This window comes from Streptomyces sp. NPDC051555, assembly GCF_044454405.1.
In the GTDB taxonomy this organism is placed as follows: domain Bacteria; phylum Actinomycetota; class Actinomycetes; order Streptomycetales; family Streptomycetaceae; genus Streptomyces.
Genome location: NZ_JBITDP010000003.1, coordinates 547,197 through 564,445 on the forward strand (window position 1 = coordinate 547,197; position 17,249 = coordinate 564,445).

Below are 17,249 nucleotides of genomic sequence, written 5' to 3' on the forward strand. Positions count from 1 at the left end.
AACCGACGAGGAAGGAAGAGGGGCGACACCATGACCGCGTATTCGGTACTCGTACCGTTCCTGCCGCGCAGGCCGGAACAGATCCTCCCCTACGCCGGCCTCGTCCAATGGACCCACGCCCAGCGGCTCTGGCAGGGACAGTCCGTGATGGTCGAACCCCACCACGGGTTCGTCCACGCGGCCGGTGCCGGCTTCCGGGTCCCGACCGGGCTGGGCGTGACGCTCATGCCGCTGCGCCACCCCTACGAGGCCGCGCTCCAGGCCCGCTCGCTGGCCCTGGCCACCGGGCAGCCGGTGATCGCGGGCTTCGGACCCGGGGCGCCCTCCCTCCAGCAGGCCCTGCGCGGGGCCCCGTACCGCAAGCCACTGACCGCGGCCCGCGAGTACCTGACGGCCGTGCGCGGCCTGCTGGCGGGGGAGGTGGTGCGGATGGCGGGGGAGTACGTGACCTGCGAGGCGCAGCTCGCCCCCTTCCCCTCCGCTCCGGTGGAGCTCGGGCTCGGCGTGCTGCGGCCCGCCATGGCACGGCTCGCCGGAGAGGTCGCCGACGTGGCGATCACCTGGCTGACCCCGGCCGCCTACCTGCGGGACACCGTGCTGCCGGCGCTGCGCGAAGGCGCGGCCAAGGCCGGCCGGCCGGTGCCGCGGCTGACGGCGATCGTGCCGCTGGCGCTCGCCCGGACCGACCGGGCACCGGGTGAGATCGCGCTGGCCAGCAACGCCGCGCACCTGGGACTGCCGCACTACGTCGACATGCTGCGCAAGTCCGGGATCGGCATCACCGGCACGGACCCGGCGCTGGACGCGCGGGCCCTGGTCGAGGGGCGCGGATTCCTCAGCGGCGACACCGGGGAGATCCTCGCGCAGCTGAAGGAGTACGAGGACGCGGGCGTGGACGAGGTCGTCCTCAACGTCACCGGCGTGGCCAACCTCTACGGCCCGCAGGCGGCGACCGAGGAACTCAAGACCCTCCTCGCCGCGCTGGCCTGACCCGCCCGGCTCCACCACACGACCGGCTCCACGACCCCGCGCCGCCCGGCTCCGTGCTGCCCGGCTCCGGCCGGTGCCCATCCGACGCGCGCACCGCGTCCACCCAATCGCTTCGCTTCGCATCGCTTCGCTTCGTATCGCTCGTATCGCTCGGTAGTGCTTCGCATTCCTTGAAGGGGGAGTCATGGCGGGAATCAAACGGCATCTGATGCTCTGGGGTACCGGAAAGCCGGGTGCGGAGCATTCCGCGACGGGCGCCGCGACGGTCGTCCTGGAAAATCCGGACCACCTCTCCACGCTGCTCGGCTCGGACCTCGTCGGCCCGGACTCCGTGGTGTTCGTACCCGGTCATGCCGAGGGCACGGACGCGCCGGACGGACCCGCCGTGACCGGTTACGAGGGCTCGCTCAGCGAGCCCGGCGCCGAATGCTCCCTCGGCACCGACTTCTACCTCCAGATCCAGAACTACGGGATCAGCGCCTACATGTCGGTGGTCGGCCCGACGCTGATCCGCGTCGCCGACGACATGGACCTCGACTCCTACCTCGCCGACGCCGACGAGGCCCGGCGGGCGGGCATCTTCCCCGACTTCCTGACCAACCCCGTCATCCAGCTCGCCGACCTGCCCGCACTCGGCGCCGGTACGGCCGGTGACGGTCCGCGCCGCAGGCTGTACGTCGACCAGGACGGCGCCCTGTCCACCGCCCCGGGCGGCGCCCGGCTGGGTGTCCTCGGCGAGGACGACCTGGACCGCGTGGAGGCCCGCTGGCTGCTGCCGGACGGCGCCGGAGCACCGGAACAGGTCGCTCAGCGGCCCTGGTTGGGGCGCTACCTCGCGGCGGTCGGCGCGGTCCGCGACCTGCGGGCCCGCGGCGTGGTCGACGTACGGGTCTCCGGATTCGGCGGGCGCCTCGGCGTCGCCGCGACCGCCGCCGCGGCGGCGACCGGACCGGCCGACACCGCCGACGCGCTGCTGCCGCTGCTGCTGTGGTCGGGCGAGCACGCCTTCGTCCACGACCCGGCGAGCGGGCGCACCTTCGGCCTCGACCCGGCCGCCGCCGCCCTCGCAGAGGTGCTGCTGGTGTCCGGCTCGGTGGCGGCGGGCTCCGCCCACGCCGACCGGACGGGCCTGGAGCGGGTCGCCGCGTACTTCGCGGGCGCCGGGATCGACCTGGGCACGGCCGCCGGCGACCCGGCGGCGCCCCGCGACGAACGCGTCGGCGAACTCGTGACGGCGGGGCGCTGAAAGCCATGACGACGATGACGATGACGACGGCCATGACGACGACGATGACAAAGACGACTGGGCCCATGACGGAGGAGGGGCACCGCCTCCCCACCCCCGCCGACGTCCCCGGACGCGCCGGCGAGCTGCTGGCCTCCCTCGGCGGACGGGCCGTGCTCTGCGACCTGTACGACGCCGTGGGCGCCTCCGTCTACCACGACCTCGCCGGCACCGGCACCCACGAAGTGCGCGAACTGCTCACGCTGGTCCGCCGCATCCCGGGCCCCGTGCTCGACCTGGCGGCCGGCTCCGGACGCCTGACGCTGCCCCTCCTGGCCCTGGGCCGCGAGGTCACCGCGCTGGAACTCTCCTCCTACATGCTGGAGTTGCTCGACCAGCGACTGGCCGCGGCGCCCCCCGCCCTGCGCGAGCGCTGCCTGCCCGTACGGGCCGACATGAGCGACTTCGCGCTCGGCCGCCGCTTCGGCGCGATCGTGCTGGGCACCACCACCATCTCCCTGCTCGGCCCCGAAGGCCGCGTCGGGCTGTACCGGGCGGTGCGCGAACACCTGGAGCCCGGCGGCCGGTTCCTGCTCTCGACGGTCGACATGACCACCACCGGGACCGACCCGACCGAGGCCGCCGAGGCCGCCGAGGCCGACATGGAGATCGTGACCGACAGCGGCCGCGCCTACCGGCTCTTCGAGCACTGGACGCCGGACTCCGGCAGCCGCACCGTCACGCTCTTCCCCGCCGTGATCGCCGACACCGGTCCCGTGGAGGTCTGCACGACCACCATCGGCGTCCTGCCCGTCGCGCTGCTGGAGGCCGAACTGGCCGCCGCCGGCTTCACGATCAGCTCCCGCCACCCGCTGCCCGCCGTCGGCGAGCGCCACCACGACGTACTCCTGGAGACGGAGGTGACCCCGTGAACGGGACAGCACCCGGGACCGCAGCTGCCGGCCACCACCCGCTGTGGCCGTCCCTGACCCCACCGCACGACCAGGGCCGCGACGACCTCTGCGCGGTGTCCGCGCACGGGGTCCGGGTCCGCTTCGCCGACGGCCGCGAACTGCTCGACGGCTCCAGCGGCCTGTGGAACACCAACCTCGGCTACGGCAACGAGGAGATCGCCAGCGCCGCGGCGGCGGCGCTGCGCGAAGCCTCGTACCTCTCGGTCTTCCGCTACGAGAACACCTACGCCCGCCGGGCCGCCGAGGCCCTGGTCGAGGCGGCCGGCCCCGAACACTACGGACGGGTGCTGTTCTCCACCTCCGGCGGCGCCGCCAACGACCTCGTCATGAAGGTCGCCCGGCAGTACCACGCACTGCGCGAACAGCCGCGGCGCAAGGTGGTCGTCGGCCTGCGCGGCAGCTACCACGGCCTGACCTACGGCAGCTTCGCGCTCACCGGCGACGACCTCGGGCAGCAGCTCTACGGGGTCGACCAGCGCCTCGTGCGGCACGTCACCCCCAACGACCCGGCCGAACTGGGCACGCTCATGGCCCGCCAGGGCGCCCAGATCGCGGCCGTCGTCGTCGAGCCGGTGCTCGGCAGCGGCGCCGTGCCCCTCACCGAGGAGTACCTCGCCGAGCTGCTGCGGCTGCGCCGGGAACACGGCTTCCTGCTGGTCGCCGACGAGGTCGCCACCGGCTTCGGCCGCACCGGCAGCCTCTTCGCCTCCCAGCAGTGGGCCGAACAGCCCGACCTGCTGGTCTCCTCCAAGGGACTCACCAACGGCACCAGCGCGGCGGCCGTCGTGATCGCCTCCCACCAGGTGGCGGCGGCCTTCACGGACGCCGGCGCCGTCCTCACCCACGGCGAGACCCAGGCCGGCACCCCGGTCACCTGCGCCACCATCACCGCGACCCTGGACGAGATGCGCCGCCTCGACGCGGTCGCCCTCGGCCGAAGGCTGTCGGCCCGGCTCGACACCGCACTGGACGCGCTCGTCGACGGCCACCCCCGGGTGGCCGCCACCACCGGCCTGGGCCTCTTCCGCTCCGTCCGGCTGTGCGACCCGGACGGGACCCCCTTCCCGCAGGACCAGGTGCACGCCCTGGTCCAGGCGATCCGGGAGGCCGGCGCCATCGTGCACCCCGGGGTGAACGGCGTACAGCTCTTCCCCGCCCTCACCTACACCGACGCCGACCTCAACGAACTGCTGGCCCGCGTCGTCGCCGGACTGGAGATCCACCTGGCACGGACGGCCGCCCCGGCGGTCGGGGTCCCGGCGTGAGCGCGGGCTGGCACGCCCCGGCCCAGCAGCTCATCGGCTGCGAGAGCCTGGGCGCCTGGTTCACCGGCCGCCCCGAGCGACAGATCACCGTCCTCGTGGACGAGGCGGTCGCATCCGCCCCGGTCACGGCCACGGTCCGCGCCCTGCTGGCGGGGGATCGCTACCGGACGCGGGTGCTGGAACTGTCCGGCCCCGGCGACCTGGAATCGGTGGTCGACCTCGCCCACCGGCTGGCGGACGCCGAGCTGGTGGTCGGGATCGGCGGCGGTTCCCTGCTCGACCAGGCCAAGCTGGCCGCCCTGATACGGACCAACCCCGACGCGTACGCCCGCCTCACGGTGCCGCAGCGCAGCGGGCTGCTGATCCTCGGCCCGCGGACCGCGCACGGGCTCCCGCTGGTCGCCGTACCCACCACGGTCGGCACCGGCACCGAATCGAGCGGGGTCGCCTGCCTCGGCTATCCCGGCCAGGGCAAGCGCCTCGTGATGGGGACCGCGCTGCGGCCCAGGGCCGCCGTCCTGGACCCGGCCGCCACCGCCACCCTCGACGACGAACTCATCGCCGAGGGGGTCCTCGAAGCGCTCTTCCGCGCGGTCAGCCCGTACGTGGGCGACCACCGGGAGCTGCCGACCGAGGACGCGTTGGTGGAGACCATCGCCGAACGGCTGGTGCGGCTGGGCCACGAGGTGCGCGACGCGCGCCGCGCCGGCCGCCCCACCGACGACCGGCTGCGGCTGGAGATCGCCAAGCTGAGCGCGCTCAGCCACGCCGAATGGGCCCACCTGGGACGCGACTTGTACGCGGTCAAGGGCTGGCTCATCGCCAACGAGCTGTCCTCCGGGCTCGGCGTGCGCAAGATGACCGCGGTCGCGGCGATCCTGCCGCACCTGTGGCGGGCCATCTCCGCGGGCGATTCGAGGCTCGGCTCGGCGGTCCGACTGGAGCGCCTGTGGTCCCGGCTGCGGGCGACCGAACCCGACGCCCTGCCCGCCGACCCGGCGGCCGGCATCGAAGCCCTCGTCGACTCCTGGGGCATCGAGCGCGGCATCACCGCGGGCCCCGACCGGCTCGCCGACATCGCGGGCCGCACCGTCCGCGCCTGGGGCGCCGGTCTGCCGATGCTCGGCGGCCTGCGCACCGGCGAGGTGTACGGCCTGCTGGCCGAGGTCGCGGCCTGAAACCCACGGCCCGGCCCCACGGCCCGGCCCCATGACTTCCGCACCCGCAGGCACCGCCGCGGGGTGCGGTCGAAAGAGCACGAACCATCCACACGGAACAGGAGCTTTCCCATGCAGGAGAACCTCGCGATGGACGCCTTCCCCGCCCTTGAGCTCGGTATGCAGGAGCTGGAGGCCATGGAGGCGCCGGGTTGGTGGACCGGTATCGGCATCGGCGCCGGTGCGGTCGTCGCCTCCGCGGCGGCTTACGGCAGCTACGTCGCCTCCGCGGCGATCATCGCCACCTGAGTCGACCAGCACCACCCACCGCACCACCCACTGAACGACCCACACGGAACAGGAGCTTTCCCATGCAGGAGAACCTCGCGATGGACGCCTTCCCCGCCCTTGAGCTCGGTATGCAGGAGCTGGAGGCCATGGAGGCGCCGGGTTGGTGGACCGGTATCGGCATCGGCGCCGGTGCGGTCGTCGCCTCCGCGGCGGCCTACGGCAGCTACGTCGCCTCCGCGGCCATCATCGCCACCTGAGCCGACCGGTAGGACCCACCGCACGACCCACTGAACGACCCACACGAAAAAACAGGAGCACACCACCATGCAGGACCTTCTGAAGCAGGACGCCGCCACCACCCTTGAGCTCGGCATGCAGGAGCTGGAGGCCATGGAGGCCCCGTCGTTCTGGTCCGGTTTCAAGCAGGGCCTGGTCATCAGCGGCATCGCCGTCGCGAGCGCCACGCTCGCCACCTGATCGCACCGGTAGCCCCGGCTACCGACGGTTCGCAGGACCGGAACTCCGGTCCCCCAGGGTGACTCGGTCCCGTGGCGGTGGCGCAAGCCACCGCCGCGGGCCCCCTGCACCCGGATCACGCACCCGCATCACGCACCACACGCACAGAGCTGAAGGAAGAGGGAGCCACCATGTCGAAGGAGAATCCCCGCAAGGGGTCGAACGGCCAGCTGGGCACCACCGCCGCGCTGCTCGCGCTGGCCATGGCCGTCGCCAACGCACAGCTGTCCGGGGCCGCGCTCATCGCCGCCATGACGGTCATCGGTCTCGGGCTGATCGGCTGCGCCGCCAAGCTCGGCGCGAACGTCGCCGCGAGCAAGCGATGAGCGCCGCCGGTGTCGTCCGCGCCACGGGCCTGACGAAGGAGTTCGGCCGGTTCACGGCCGTGCAGGACGTGACCTTCGAGGTCCGCCCGGGCCGGGTGACCGGACTGCTCGGGCGCAACGGCGCCGGCAAGTCCACCTCCCTGCGCATGCTGCTCGGCCTGGTCCGTCCCACCTCAGGCTCCGCCACCGTCTTCGGCCGGCCCTACACCGAACTCCCCGACGCCGCCCGGCGCATCGGCGTCTGCATGGACGGCATCGGCCCGACCCCCGGTGCCAGTGGCCGCCGCGACCTGCGCATCTGGGCCCGCACCCTCGGTGTCTCGAACGCCCGCGTCGAGGAGGTGTTGGACCGCGTCGGCCTCACCGACAGCGCCGACCGCTCCGCCAAGGGCTACTCCACCGGCATGCGCCAGCGCCTGGCGCTGGCCACCGCCCTGCTCGCCGACCCCGAACTGCTCGTCCTGGACGAGCCGGCCAACGGCCTCGACCCGGACGGCATCCGCTGGCTGCGCGACACCCTGCGCGCCCTGGCCGCCGAGGGCCGCACCGTCCTGGTCTCCAGCCACCTCCTCGCCGAGGTCGAACAGACCGTGGACGACGTGATCGTCGTCCAGCGCACCCTGCGCTTCGCGGGCACCCTCGCCGAGCTGACCTCCGACGGCGCCGAGCGCCTCGAAGACCGCTTCTTCACGCTGGTGGACGGGGACGCCGGGACCAGCACGCGCACCGAAAGGCTCTCCCATGCGTAACGTCCTCGCCGGCGAGTGGATGAAGGCATGGACCGGCCGCAGCTGGCTGATCCTGCTCTCCGCCGGGATCTTCATGTCCCTCCTCACCTGCTTCGGGTACGCCTCGTCGGGCGACCAGAAGATCGCCCTCGGCCAGAGCACCGCCGCCGCCGTCACCGACGACATGGCCCAGGCGTGGATGATGACCTTCCTGATGGCCGCCGTGTTCGGGGGCATCCTCGTCACCCGCGAGTACACCTCCGGCGCCGTCGCCCGCTCGGTGCTGCTCAGCGGCGGCCGGCTGCGGCTGCTGTCCGCCAAGGCCCTCGTCGCCACCGCGGCCGGCCTCCTGAACGGCCTCCTCGCCGCGGGCCTCGCCCTCCTGTGCGCCTTCACGCTGCCGGGCCACTTCGGCTACGACGGCGACTGGACCGGACACACCACCCGGATCGTCCTCGGCGTGGTCGCCGTGAACGTGATCGCCGCGCCCTGGGGCGTGCTCCTCGGCTGGATCATCCGCAACCAGCTCGCCACCGTCGTCACCGTCATCGGGCTGACCCTCCTCGTCGAACCGGGCCTCCAGCAGCTCGTCCCGGAGGTGGCCGCGTACCTGCCCACCATCGCGATGAGCTCCGTCTACCTCGACGGCAAGCCCGAGCTGCTCTCCGTACCGCTCGCGCTCCTGGTCCTCGCCGGTTGGCTCGCCGCCGCCGCGGTGGCCGCCCGCCAGTCGCTGCTCTCCCGCGACGTCATCTAAGGCGTGATCCAGACATGTCCCCCAAGACGCTGATCCGGAAGGCACCGGCCGAGCAGGCCGCCGCCGCGGACCGTGACCCCGCGCTCCTGGAGCGCCCGCGCGTCGCCGCGAACGTGGAGATCCACGAGCCCGTCGAGACCGGCGCCCCCTGGGTCCTCCAGCGCGGCGAACACCAGCACTTCCGGCTCCAGCCCGATCTGGCGCGCCTGGTGCGGGCGATGGACGGCTCCCTCGACCACGTCGGCCTCGCCGCGGTCCTCGGCCCGCCGTGGACCGCGCACCACGTCGGCCTCGCCGTGGACAAGCTCGCCGAGAGCAAGGTCCTCGACGACGGCACGCCCGTGGAGCGCCACAGCAGCTGGTTCCGGTTCGTCCCGCCGATGACCCTCCAGTTCACGATCCTGCGCCCCGAGCGACTGCTGGCCCGCCTCGCACCGGTCATCCGGCTGCTCGCCGGACGCGCCTCGGCCACGATCGCCACCCTGTTCGTCCTGGGCGGCGTACTCGCCCTGGCGCTGCTGACGCCCGAGGTCGACGCGGCCCTGGGCCGGCCGCTCCCCTTCTCCGCCTACTTCGGCGTGATGATCGGGGTGCTCGCCACCACCGCCGTCCACGAGGTCGGCCACGGCGCGGTCCTCACCTACTACGGCGGCCGGCCCAGCCGGATGGGCTTCATGCTCTTCTACATGTCGCCCGCCTTCTTCTGCGACGTCTCCGACGGCTGGCGGCTCTCCCGCAAGGAGCAGCGCGTCCGGGTCGCCCTGGCGGGCATCGCCACCCAGAGCGTGATCGCCGGCGCCGCGGCCCTGACCGCCCTGGCGCTCGGCCCTTCCGACCTGCGCGACGCCGTCCTCGTCTTCGCGGTCGCCACCTACACCAGCGGCGTCGTCAACCTGCTGCCCTTCGTGAAGCTCGACGGCTACATCGCGCTCATGAGCCACCTGGACGTCCCGCACCTGCGCGACCGGGCCATGACCGACGCCCGCCGCTTCCTCGCGAAGATCCTCTTCGGCGGCCGCGACTACGCCCGCGAACTCGGCGACCGGCCCTGGGCGGTGGCCTTCGGACTGGCCTGCATGGCCTTCCCCCTGTACGTCGTCGCGGGCGCCCTGACCCTCTGGTCGGACCTGCTCCAGCGGCTCGGCGCCGTCGGCACCACCGTCGTCCTGCTGGCCGTCTGCTACCTCGTCTACCGCCTCGGCCTCGGCTTCACCCGCCTCGCCGCCGAGGGCCGCACCGCCGGGGCGCCGCTGTGGCGCACGGTCGCCGCGGGCCTGCTGCTCACCGGCGCGGCCGGCGCCGCGCTGGTCTTCGTCACCGTGGCGCACACCGTCTCCGCCGGGTACGTCGCTCAGGACCAGGGACGCGTCGCGCTGGTCCTGCCGAGCAGCGCCGACCTCTCCGCGATCCGCCCGGACGCCACGGTCCGCCTCTACCGGGCCGGACTGATGACCCGTGAGCAGACCGGCACCGCGCGCGTCGCCGCGCTGACCCGCACCGAGACCACCGCGCCCCTGTCGGCCTTCCTGCCGGTGGCCGCCACCCCGCTGGAACTGCCCGTCACCACGCTCCCGCTGACGGTCGACCGGCTCCCCGCCGACCGCACCGGAGCCGCCCGCGTCGACCTCGGCAGCCTGCCGCTGGGCGAGTGGCTGTACGAGAAGTACGTCGCCCCGATCTGGCGCCGGTAACTCCCCGGCACCAGCACCAGCACCAGCACCAGCCGGCACCAGACCCCTTCCCGTCCCCGTCACGAACGGAGCGCACCATGGACCTTCGCTACATGACCTACTGCCAGCCCGGCAATCCGTTCTACGACGTACCGGCCACCGCCGCCGCGGACGCCAGCGCGTTCCCGGCGGTGACCGGCCCCCTCCCCGAGGGCTGGACCCGCACCGACAACACGCACTGGCTGCTGATGACCCCGCCCGCCACCGTGCTGCCCGGCCAGGGCTGGAAGATCCACGTGTCGGCCACCCTGGAGAACGCCGACCGGATCCTCGACCTGGTCCGGGACTTCTGCGTGGCGGAGCGGGTCACCTTCAAGTTCATCCGCAGCGCCGGCATCCTCAAGCAGCGCAACAGCAAGTACGGGGACCGCGGCAGCAGCGGCAAGTTCTTCACCATCTACCCCGTCGACGAGCCCCAGTTGGAGCGGATCCTCACCGGCCTCGGGGACCTCCTCGACGGCGAGCGGGGCCCCACCATCCTCAGCGACCTGCGCTGGCGCTCCGGCCCGCTGTACGTGCGCTACGGCGGCTTCGTCGCCCGCCTGGGCCGCTCCGGGACCGGCGAGCTCGTGCACTGCATCGAGGACCCCGAAGGCCGCCTGGTGCCCGACGTGCGCGGCCCCTCCTTCCGGCCCCCGGCCTGGGTGGAGCTGCCGGGCGTGCTCCACGACGCCCTCGCCGCCCGCAACGCGGCCACCCTCCAGGACTTCCCCTTCCGGGCCACCAAGGCCCTCCACTTCTCCAACGGCGGCGGCGTCTACCAGGCCACCGACACCCGTGACGGCAGCGCCGTCCTGCTCAAGGAGGCCCGCCCGCTGGCCGGGCTCGACGAGGACGGCTGTGACGCCGTGGCCCGGCTGGAGCACGAGCACTGGGCCCTGGAGCAGCTCGCGGGCCTGGACTGCATCCCCCCGGTGGTGGACTACCGCAAGGGCCACGAGCACTGGTTCCTGGCCCGGGCGTACGTGGAGGGCAAGCCGCTCGCCCGGGAGCTCCTGAGCCGCAACCCGCTGGTCAACGACGACCGCGCGCAGGGCGCGTACGCCGCGTACACGGCCTGGGCGCTGAAGATCGTCGAGCAGGTCGAGCGGGGCGTCGAGGCCATGCACGCCAGGGGCGTCGTCTTCGGCGACCTCCACCCCAACAACATCCTGGTCCGGCCCGACGACACCATCGCCTTCATCGACCTGGAGACCGCGACCCCGGTCGACTCCGAGTCCGCGCAGGCCATCGGCGCCCCCGGCTTCCGCGCCCCCACCGGGTACCGGGGCACGGCCGTCGACCGGTACGCCCTCGCCTGCATCCGGCTCGGCGTCTTCCTGCCGCTCACCGTCATGGCCACCTGGTCCGCGGCCAAGGTGGACCAGCTGATCGGCCTGGTCACCGAGAACTTCCCGGTGCCCGCCGACTTCGCCGACCGGATCCGCGCGGACCTCGGCCCGGACCCGCACCCCGGCCAGTCGGCCGAGGACGACCCCGAGCCCCTGTGGACCGCGCCCACCCGCCCCGACTGGCCCGCGCTGCGGCGCACCCTCACCGACGACCTGCTGGCCAGCGCCACCCCGCAGCGCGCGGACCGGCTCTTCCCGGGCGACGTGGAGCAGTTCTCCGTGCCCGGCGGCGGCGCCACCTTCGCCTTCGGCGCGGCCGGAGTGCTGTGGACGCTCGCCGAGCTGGGCCGGACGCCCGCCGAGGAGCACGTGGCCTGGCTGACCGACGCCGTCGACCGCGCCACCGACATGCGGCCCGGCTTCTACGACGGGCTGAGCGGTGTCGCGTACGCCCTGGACCGGCTCGGCCGGGCCGACGCGGCCGCCGCCGTCATGGAGCGGGTGCGCGCGACCCCGCTGGACGACCTCGACCACGGCCTCTTCGGCGGGCTCGCCGGAATCGGCCTGACCCAGCTGCACTTCGGGGATGCCGAGGGGGCCGCGCGGACCGCCGCGCTGATCGCCGACCAGGCGCCCGGCGGGGGCGCGGGCCGCCGCCGGCCCGGTCTGCTGCACGGCGCGGCGGGCGGGGCGCTGTTCCTGCTCCGCCTGTACGAGGCCACGGGTGACCCCAAGTACCGCCACGTGGCGGGGGAGTTGGTACGGCACGACCTCGCCGAGGTGGGCTGGTCCGAGGACAGCGACCCCGCCGGGTCCGAGGACGCCGCCTGGAAGGTGCCGTTCCTGGCCTTCGGCGGCGCCGGACTGGGCATGGTGCTCCACGAGGCGGCGCGCCACCTGCCCGACCCGGAGTTCCTCCGGGCGCGGGACGCGCTGCGGGAGCAGGTCGGCCCGTCCTTCATGCTGAACGCCGGCCTCTTCCACGGCCGCGCCGGGGCGCTGCTGGCGCTGCGCCACCTGCACGACGCGTCCCCGGCCGCCGACCGGGCCGTCCTGCGGCACCTGGACGCCCTCGGCTGGCACGCCGTGCGCTGCGACGGCCACCTGGCCTTCTTCGGCGACCACACCCTGCGCCTGTCCACCGACGTGGCGACCGGAACGGCCGGTGTCCTCCTCGCGGTGGAGACCGTGCTGGGCAATGCTGAACTCGGCCTGCCGTTCCTCGCACCGGCCCCGCGTTGACCTGCAAGGAGACCGAGATGCCCAGCACCACCTACCACCTCGTCGTCGCCCCCGACGGCCGCGGCCCCGAGGGCGCGGCGCCCGAGCTGGCGGCCGTGCGGCTGATCTCGTTACTCCCGCCGGACTGGGGCTACGCGCCCCGGTACCCCGACGGGACGGTGTCCCTGGTGCTGACCCCGCCGCCCGGGACCACCGACGAGGGCGCGCACGCCCTCTTCGGGCGCGCACTCGCCGACCCGGGCCTGCGCGGCTGGAGCTGGGTCAACGGACCGGCCTGAAGGATCATGACCATGAATGGCCGGATTCCATCGGTGGGCGCGTCGCACTAGGGTGGCGGCCAACACTGCCGGCAGGGGGAGCCCGTCCATGGACATCAGCAGCGGTACGACGCGACGGCGGATGCGCTCCGGCGCGGTCGCCCTCGGCGGCGTGGGACTGCTCGCCGCCTCCCTCGTCGCCTGCGGTTCCAGCGACCAGCCCGACAAGCGGTGCGTGTCGAAGACCTCGCTGGACAAGCTGGACAGCAAGGAGTGCCGCAGCGGCGGCCGCGGCACCTACTACTACGGCGGCACCACCGGCAGCAGCGGCAAGGTCACCGGCGGCAGCTTCGACAAGTCGGCGGTCAGCCGCGGCGGCATCGGCGGCGGCTCCAAGAGCGGCTCCAAGAGCAGCGGCGGCTGAGCGTGCGCCGCCACACCATCGAGCCCCGCCCCGACTGGCAGCGGACCGTCGAGGAGCAGGGGCTGGTCTACCCGCTCACCCGCTACCCCGACGACTCCCTGCGCCCCTACTGGGACGAGAGCGCGTACTACTCCTTCACGCTGCCCGAGGTCGAGGCGCTCGAAGACGTCGTCGAGGAGCTGCACGCCATGTGCCTGGCCGCGGCCGCGCACATCGTGGAGCACGACCGGTTCGCCGACCTCGGCATCACCGACCCGCGCCTTGCCGCGCTGATCGGCGAGTCCTGGCGGCGGCGCGCCGAACAGCCCTTCCTCTACGGCCGTTTCGACCTGCGCTACGACGGCGCGGGCGGCCCGGCCAAGATGCTGGAGTACAACGCGGACACCCCGACCTCCCTCGTGGAGGCGGCCGGTCCGCAGTGGTTCTGGATGGAGGAGCGCTTCCCCGGCGCCGACCAGTGGAACTCGCTGCACGAGCGGCTCGTCGAGGCCTGGCGCCGCCAGGCCCCGCTGCTGCCGCCCGGGCCCGTGCACTTCGCGCACTCCGAGGCGGACGAGCTCGGCGAGGACCTGATGACCGTCGCCTACCTCCGGGAGACCGCCGAGCAGGCCGGGCTCGCGACCGAGGCGCTGCCGGTCGAGCAGATCGGCTGGGACCGGCTCTCGGGCCGGTTCGTCGACGAGAAGCTCCGCTTCATCCGCAGCTGCTTCAAGCTCTACCCGTGGGAGTGGCTGGCCGAGGACGACTTCGGCCCGCAGGTGCTGGACACCCTCGACCTCGGCGGAGCCAGCGGCTCCACCCTGTGGATCGAACCGCTCTGGAAGATGCTGCTGTCCAACAAGGCCCTGCTGGCGGTCCTGTGGGAGCTGTACCCGGACCACCCGAACCTGCTCCCCGCCTACCTCGACGGCCCGCGCGAGCTCGCGCACACCACGGGGTACGCCGTGAAGCCGCTGCTGGGCCGCGAGGGCGCCGGGGTCACCCTGCACCCCGTCGGCGCGCCCCCGTACGAGCCCCCCGCCGAGCCGGACGAGGACGACGCCGGCGACGGGCGGGTGTGCTTCCAGGGCCTCGCCCCGCTGCCCGACTTCGACGGCAACCGGGTGGTGCTCGGCGCCTGGGTCGTCGAGGACGAGGCCGCGGGGCTCGGCATCCGCGAATCCGCGGGGCCGGTCACGGACGAGTACGCCCGCTTCCTGCCCCACGTGATCCTCTAGGTCTACGCGGACAGCACGGCGCGCAGCTGGTCGAGGCCCCAGTCCAGGTCCTCCTTGCTGACGACCAGCGGCGGTGCGATGCGGATGGTGGAGCCGTGGGTGTCCTTGACCAGGACCCCGCGCTCCATCAGCTTCTCGGAGATCTCCCGGCCCGTGCCGAGCGCCGGGTCGATGTCCACCCCGGCCCACAGCCCGCGCCCGCGCACGGCGGTCACCGCGCCGCCGCCCACCAGCAGCCCCAGCTCCCGGTGCAGGTGGTCGCCCAGCTCGGTGGCGCGCTGCTGGTACTCGCCGGTGCGCAGCATCGCGATCACCTCCAGGGCGACCGCGCAGGCCAGCGGGTTCCCGCCGAAGGTGGAGCCGTGCTCGCCGGGGCGGAAGACCCCGAGCACGTCCCGGTCGCCGACCACCGCCGACACCGGCACCACCCCGCCGCCGAGCGCCTTGCCCAGGATGTAGAGGTCCGGCACGACCCCCTCGTGCTCCAGGGCGAAGGTCTTCCCGGTCCGCCCGAGACCCGACTGGATCTCGTCGGCCATGAACAGCACGTTCCGCTCGCGCGTCAGCTCCCGTACGGCCGCCAGGTAGCCCGGCGGCGGCACCAGCACCCCCGCCTCGCCCTGGATCGGCTCCAGCAGCACGGCGACGGTGGTGTCGGTGAGGGCCGCGGCGAGGGCGTCGAGGTCGCCGTAGGGGACGATGTCGAAACCGGGCGTGTAGGGCCCGTAGTGGTCGCGGGCCTCGGGATCGGTGGAGAAGGACACGATGGTCGTCGTGCGGCCGTGGAAGTTGTTCGACGCGACGACGATCCTGGCCTGGCCGTCGGGGACGCCCTTGACCTCGTAGCCCCACTTGCGGGCGGTCTTCACGGCGGTCTCCACCGCCTCCGCGCCCGTGTTCATCGGCAGCACCAGCTCCTTGCCGCACAGCGCGGCCAGTTCGCCACAGAAGTCGGCGAAGCGGTCGTGGAAGAAGGCGCGCGAGGTGAGCGTGACCCGCTCCAGCTGCGCCTTCGCCGCGTCGATCAGCCTCCGGTTGCCGTGGCCGAAGTTGAGGGCCGAGTAGCCCGCGAGCATGTCGAGGTAGCGCTTGCCCTCCACGTCGGTCATCCACGCGCCCTCCGCCGAGGCGACGACGACGGGGAGCGGATGGTAGTTGTGCGCGCTGTGCGCGTCGGCGGCGCTGATCGCGGCCGCAGTGGCGGCATTGCTCTGGGCATCGGTCTGAGTCGACACGGGGTCTCCGTTTCGTCCGTGCGGGCAGTGACGAGGGTGGCGTCATTGTCTATCTCGCTCGCGATGCGGACGGGGAAACATCGAACGTGGCGCGGCCGCTAAGCTGGGCGGCACGCACGGCGACTGGCGTACGGAGAACCAACTCCGGGGGAGTCGTGCGCGCACGACCGCATCAAGGGCCGCTCGCCTGGGCCTCGCGGGGACGAGATCTGACATCGACCCCGGAGGAGCCGCCATGTCCGCGAGCCGCCACCCCGCCCTTTTCGCGACCGACCCCGAACTCGCGTCGTTCGTCGCGGCGGAAGAGCAGTTGCAGGCCGACACCCTGCGCCTGATCCCCAGTGAGAACTACGTGTCCGCCGCCGTCCTCGAAGCGTCCGGCACCGTGCTGCAGAACAAGTACAGCGAGGGCTACCCGGGCCGCCGGTACTACGAGGGTCAGCAGAACATCGACCGCGTCGAGGCCCTCGCGATAGAGCGGGCCAAGGGGCTCTTCGGCGTGGACCACGCCAACGTCCAGCCCTACTCCGGCTCCCCGGCCAACCTGGCCGTCTACCTGGCCTTCGCGCGGCCCGGCGACACCGTGATGGGCATGGCCCTGCCGATGGGCGGGCACCTGACGCACGGGTGGGGGGTCTCCGCGACCGGGTCGTGGTTCCGGGGCGTGCGCTACGGCGTCCGCGCGGACACGGGCCTGATCGACTTCGACGAGGTCCGTGACCTGGCGCTCAAGGAGCGGCCGAAGGTCATCTTCTGCGGTGGCACCGCGCTGCCGCGGACGATCGACTTCGCGGCCTTCGCCGAGATCGCGAAGGAGGCCGGGTCGGTGCTGGTGGCCGACGTGGCGCACATCGCGGGCCTGATCGCGGGCGGTGCGCACCCCAGCCCCGTCGCCCACGTCGACGTCGTCTCCACCACCACGCACAAGACGCTGCGGGGGCCGCGCGGGGCGATGCTGATGTGCCGCGAGGAGCACGCGAAGGCCATCGACAAGGCGGTCTTCCCCGGGCTCCAGGGCGGGCCGCACAACCAGACGACCGCGGGCATCGCGGTGGCCCTGCACGAGGCGGCGCAGCCGGCCTTCGTGTCGTACGCGCACGGGGTGGTCGCCAATGCGAAGGCGCTGGCGGCGGCGCTGCTGGAGCGGGGCTTCGACCTGGTGTCGGGAGGCACCGACAACCACCTGATCCTGATGGACCTGACCTCGCGGGGGGTGCCGGGGAAGGCGGCGGCGAAGGCGCTGGACCGGGCGGGGATCGTCGTGAACTACAACACGGTGCCGTTCGACCCGCGCAAGCCCTTCGATCCCTCGGGGGTGCGGATCGGGACGCCGTCGCTGACCTCGCGGGGGCTGCGGCCGGAGCACATGCCGGTCGTCGCCGACTGGATCGCGCGGGGGGTCGCGGCCGGTGCCGCCGGTGACGAGCCGGCCCTGGCCACCATCCGCGCCGAGGTGACCTCCCTCATGTCCGACTTCCCGGCCCCGGGCCTCCCCTTGTCCTGACCGGCCCCGGGCTCGCCGGCCGTCCGCGCCCCGTCGGCGGGGCTGGCCCACCCCTCAGCCCCGCCCCGCCCCCCCCCCCC

The 17,249-nt window shown here is 73.4% G+C and carries 18 protein-coding genes and 1 riboswitch; of the genes, 17 read left to right on the plus strand and 1 reads right to left on the minus strand.

What is annotated here, in order from left to right:
* Positions 1–30: 30 nt before the first annotated feature.
* The 16 genes from ACIBEA_RS10950 to ACIBEA_RS11025 all read left to right on the plus strand — a co-directional run bounded on the left by ACIBEA_RS10950 (position 31) and on the right by ACIBEA_RS11025 (position 14,430).
* Positions 31–990, plus strand: coding sequence for an LLM class flavin-dependent oxidoreductase (locus tag ACIBEA_RS10950; RefSeq protein ID WP_399259504.1), 960 nt, complete (start codon positions 31–33; stop codon positions 988–990).
* A 184-nt stretch (positions 991–1,174) separates the two neighbouring features.
* A complete protein-coding gene (mpaB, locus tag ACIBEA_RS10955; RefSeq protein WP_399259505.1) occupies positions 1,175–2,236 on the plus strand; it encodes a daptide biosynthesis RiPP recognition protein in 1,062 nt (353 codons plus the stop codon).
* Positions 2,237–2,241: 5 nt separating this feature from the next.
* Positions 2,242–3,147: a daptide-type RiPP biosynthesis methyltransferase gene (gene mpaM / locus ACIBEA_RS10960; protein ID WP_399259506.1), complete on the plus strand. Its 906-nt coding sequence runs from the start codon at positions 2,242–2,244 to the stop codon at positions 3,145–3,147.
* Positions 3,144–4,454, plus strand: coding sequence for a daptide-type RiPP biosynthesis aminotransferase (gene mpaD, locus ACIBEA_RS10965; protein WP_399259507.1), 1,311 nt, complete (start codon positions 3,144–3,146; stop codon positions 4,452–4,454). Before mpaM ends, mpaD begins: the two co-directional genes overlap by 4 nt.
* Positions 4,451–5,632, plus strand: a complete 1,182-nt coding sequence (mpaC, locus tag ACIBEA_RS10970; protein WP_399259508.1) for a daptide-type RiPP biosynthesis dehydogenase — start codon at positions 4,451–4,453, stop codon at positions 5,630–5,632. The genes mpaD and mpaC overlap by 4 nt, the downstream gene beginning before the upstream one ends.
* Before the next feature lie 111 nt (positions 5,633–5,743).
* Positions 5,744–5,920 carry a daptide-type RiPP gene (locus ACIBEA_RS10975; RefSeq protein WP_399259509.1) on the plus strand — a complete coding sequence of 59 codons (177 nt, stop codon included), beginning with the start codon at positions 5,744–5,746 and terminating at the stop codon, positions 5,918–5,920.
* 62 nt (positions 5,921–5,982) lie between these two features.
* Positions 5,983–6,159 carry a daptide-type RiPP gene (locus ACIBEA_RS10980; protein ID WP_399259509.1) on the plus strand — a complete coding sequence of 59 codons (177 nt, stop codon included), beginning with the start codon at positions 5,983–5,985 and terminating at the stop codon, positions 6,157–6,159.
* Positions 6,160–6,226: 67 nt separating this feature from the next.
* On the plus strand, positions 6,227–6,379 hold the full coding sequence (locus ACIBEA_RS10985; RefSeq protein ID WP_354379882.1) for a daptide-type RiPP: 153 nt from the start codon (positions 6,227–6,229) through the stop codon (positions 6,377–6,379).
* A 170-nt stretch (positions 6,380–6,549) separates the two neighbouring features.
* A complete protein-coding gene (locus ACIBEA_RS10990; RefSeq protein ID WP_399259510.1) occupies positions 6,550–6,744 on the plus strand; it encodes a hypothetical protein in 195 nt (64 codons plus the stop codon).
* Complete coding sequence (locus tag ACIBEA_RS10995) at positions 6,741–7,493, plus strand: ABC transporter ATP-binding protein (protein ID WP_399259511.1); 753 nt, start codon at positions 6,741–6,743, stop codon at positions 7,491–7,493. Before ACIBEA_RS10990 ends, ACIBEA_RS10995 begins: the two co-directional genes overlap by 4 nt.
* A complete protein-coding gene (locus ACIBEA_RS11000; protein WP_399259512.1) occupies positions 7,486–8,229 on the plus strand; it encodes an ABC transporter permease in 744 nt (247 codons plus the stop codon). Before ACIBEA_RS10995 ends, ACIBEA_RS11000 begins: the two co-directional genes overlap by 8 nt.
* A 14-nt stretch (positions 8,230–8,243) precedes the next feature.
* Positions 8,244–9,920, plus strand: a complete 1,677-nt coding sequence (mpaP, locus tag ACIBEA_RS11005) for a daptide biosynthesis intramembrane metalloprotease (RefSeq protein ID WP_399259513.1) — start codon at positions 8,244–8,246, stop codon at positions 9,918–9,920.
* 77 nt (positions 9,921–9,997) lie between these two features.
* Positions 9,998–12,532: a class III lanthionine synthetase LanKC gene (gene lanKC, locus ACIBEA_RS11010; RefSeq protein WP_399259514.1), complete on the plus strand. Its 2,535-nt coding sequence runs from the start codon at positions 9,998–10,000 to the stop codon at positions 12,530–12,532.
* 17 nt (positions 12,533–12,549) lie between these two features.
* On the plus strand, positions 12,550–12,810 hold the full coding sequence (locus ACIBEA_RS11015; RefSeq protein WP_399259515.1) for a hypothetical protein: 261 nt from the start codon (positions 12,550–12,552) through the stop codon (positions 12,808–12,810).
* A gap of 88 nt (positions 12,811–12,898) precedes the next feature.
* The gene (locus ACIBEA_RS11020) at positions 12,899–13,213 is read left to right on the plus strand and encodes a hypothetical protein (RefSeq protein ID WP_399259516.1); all 315 of its coding nucleotides are present in this window, start codon (positions 12,899–12,901) and stop codon (positions 13,211–13,213) included.
* A gap of 2 nt (positions 13,214–13,215) precedes the next feature.
* Positions 13,216–14,430, plus strand: coding sequence for a glutathionylspermidine synthase family protein (locus ACIBEA_RS11025; RefSeq protein WP_399259517.1), 1,215 nt, complete (start codon positions 13,216–13,218; stop codon positions 14,428–14,430).
* Positions 14,431–14,432: 2 nt separating this feature from the next.
* Here ACIBEA_RS11025 and rocD read toward each other — a convergent pair whose 3' ends face one another.
* On the minus strand, positions 14,433–15,665 hold the full coding sequence (rocD, locus tag ACIBEA_RS11030; protein ID WP_399259518.1) for an ornithine--oxo-acid transaminase: 1,233 nt from the start codon (positions 15,663–15,665) through the stop codon (positions 14,433–14,435).
* A 109-nt stretch (positions 15,666–15,774) separates the two neighbouring features.
* Positions 15,775–15,865: riboswitch (ZMP/ZTP riboswitch) on the plus strand.
* Between the two features lie 35 nt (positions 15,866–15,900).
* Here rocD and glyA point away from each other — a divergent pair.
* The gene (gene glyA, locus ACIBEA_RS11035; RefSeq protein ID WP_399259519.1) at positions 15,901–17,169 is read left to right on the plus strand and encodes a serine hydroxymethyltransferase; all 1,269 of its coding nucleotides are present in this window, start codon (positions 15,901–15,903) and stop codon (positions 17,167–17,169) included.
* Positions 17,170–17,249 lie beyond the last annotated feature (80 nt).

Excerpts from the sequence above, each read along its gene's own strand:
- ACIBEA_RS10950 (WP_399259504.1), top strand. The coding sequence starts at position 31 with ATGACCGCGTATTCGGTACTCGTACCGTTCCTGCCGCGCAGGCCGGAA.
- mpaB (WP_399259505.1), top strand. The coding sequence starts at position 1,175 with ATGGCGGGAATCAAACGGCATCTGATGCTCTGGGGTACCGGAAAGCCG.
- mpaM (WP_399259506.1), top strand. The coding sequence starts at position 2,242 with ATGACGACGATGACGATGACGACGGCCATGACGACGACGATGACAAAG.
- ACIBEA_RS10975 (WP_399259509.1), top strand. The coding sequence starts at position 5,744 with ATGCAGGAGAACCTCGCGATGGACGCCTTCCCCGCCCTTGAGCTCGGT.
- ACIBEA_RS10980 (WP_399259509.1), top strand. The coding sequence starts at position 5,983 with ATGCAGGAGAACCTCGCGATGGACGCCTTCCCCGCCCTTGAGCTCGGT.
- ACIBEA_RS10985 (WP_354379882.1), top strand. The coding sequence starts at position 6,227 with ATGCAGGACCTTCTGAAGCAGGACGCCGCCACCACCCTTGAGCTCGGC.
- ACIBEA_RS10990 (WP_399259510.1), top strand. The coding sequence starts at position 6,550 with ATGTCGAAGGAGAATCCCCGCAAGGGGTCGAACGGCCAGCTGGGCACC.
- ACIBEA_RS10995 (WP_399259511.1), top strand. The coding sequence starts at position 6,741 with ATGAGCGCCGCCGGTGTCGTCCGCGCCACGGGCCTGACGAAGGAGTTC.
- ACIBEA_RS11000 (WP_399259512.1), top strand. The coding sequence starts at position 7,486 with ATGCGTAACGTCCTCGCCGGCGAGTGGATGAAGGCATGGACCGGCCGC.
- mpaP (WP_399259513.1), top strand. The coding sequence starts at position 8,244 with ATGTCCCCCAAGACGCTGATCCGGAAGGCACCGGCCGAGCAGGCCGCC.
- lanKC (WP_399259514.1), top strand. The coding sequence starts at position 9,998 with ATGGACCTTCGCTACATGACCTACTGCCAGCCCGGCAATCCGTTCTAC.
- ACIBEA_RS11015 (WP_399259515.1), top strand. The coding sequence starts at position 12,550 with ATGCCCAGCACCACCTACCACCTCGTCGTCGCCCCCGACGGCCGCGGC.
- ACIBEA_RS11020 (WP_399259516.1), top strand. The coding sequence starts at position 12,899 with ATGGACATCAGCAGCGGTACGACGCGACGGCGGATGCGCTCCGGCGCG.
- glyA (WP_399259519.1), top strand. The coding sequence starts at position 15,901 with ATGTCCGCGAGCCGCCACCCCGCCCTTTTCGCGACCGACCCCGAACTC.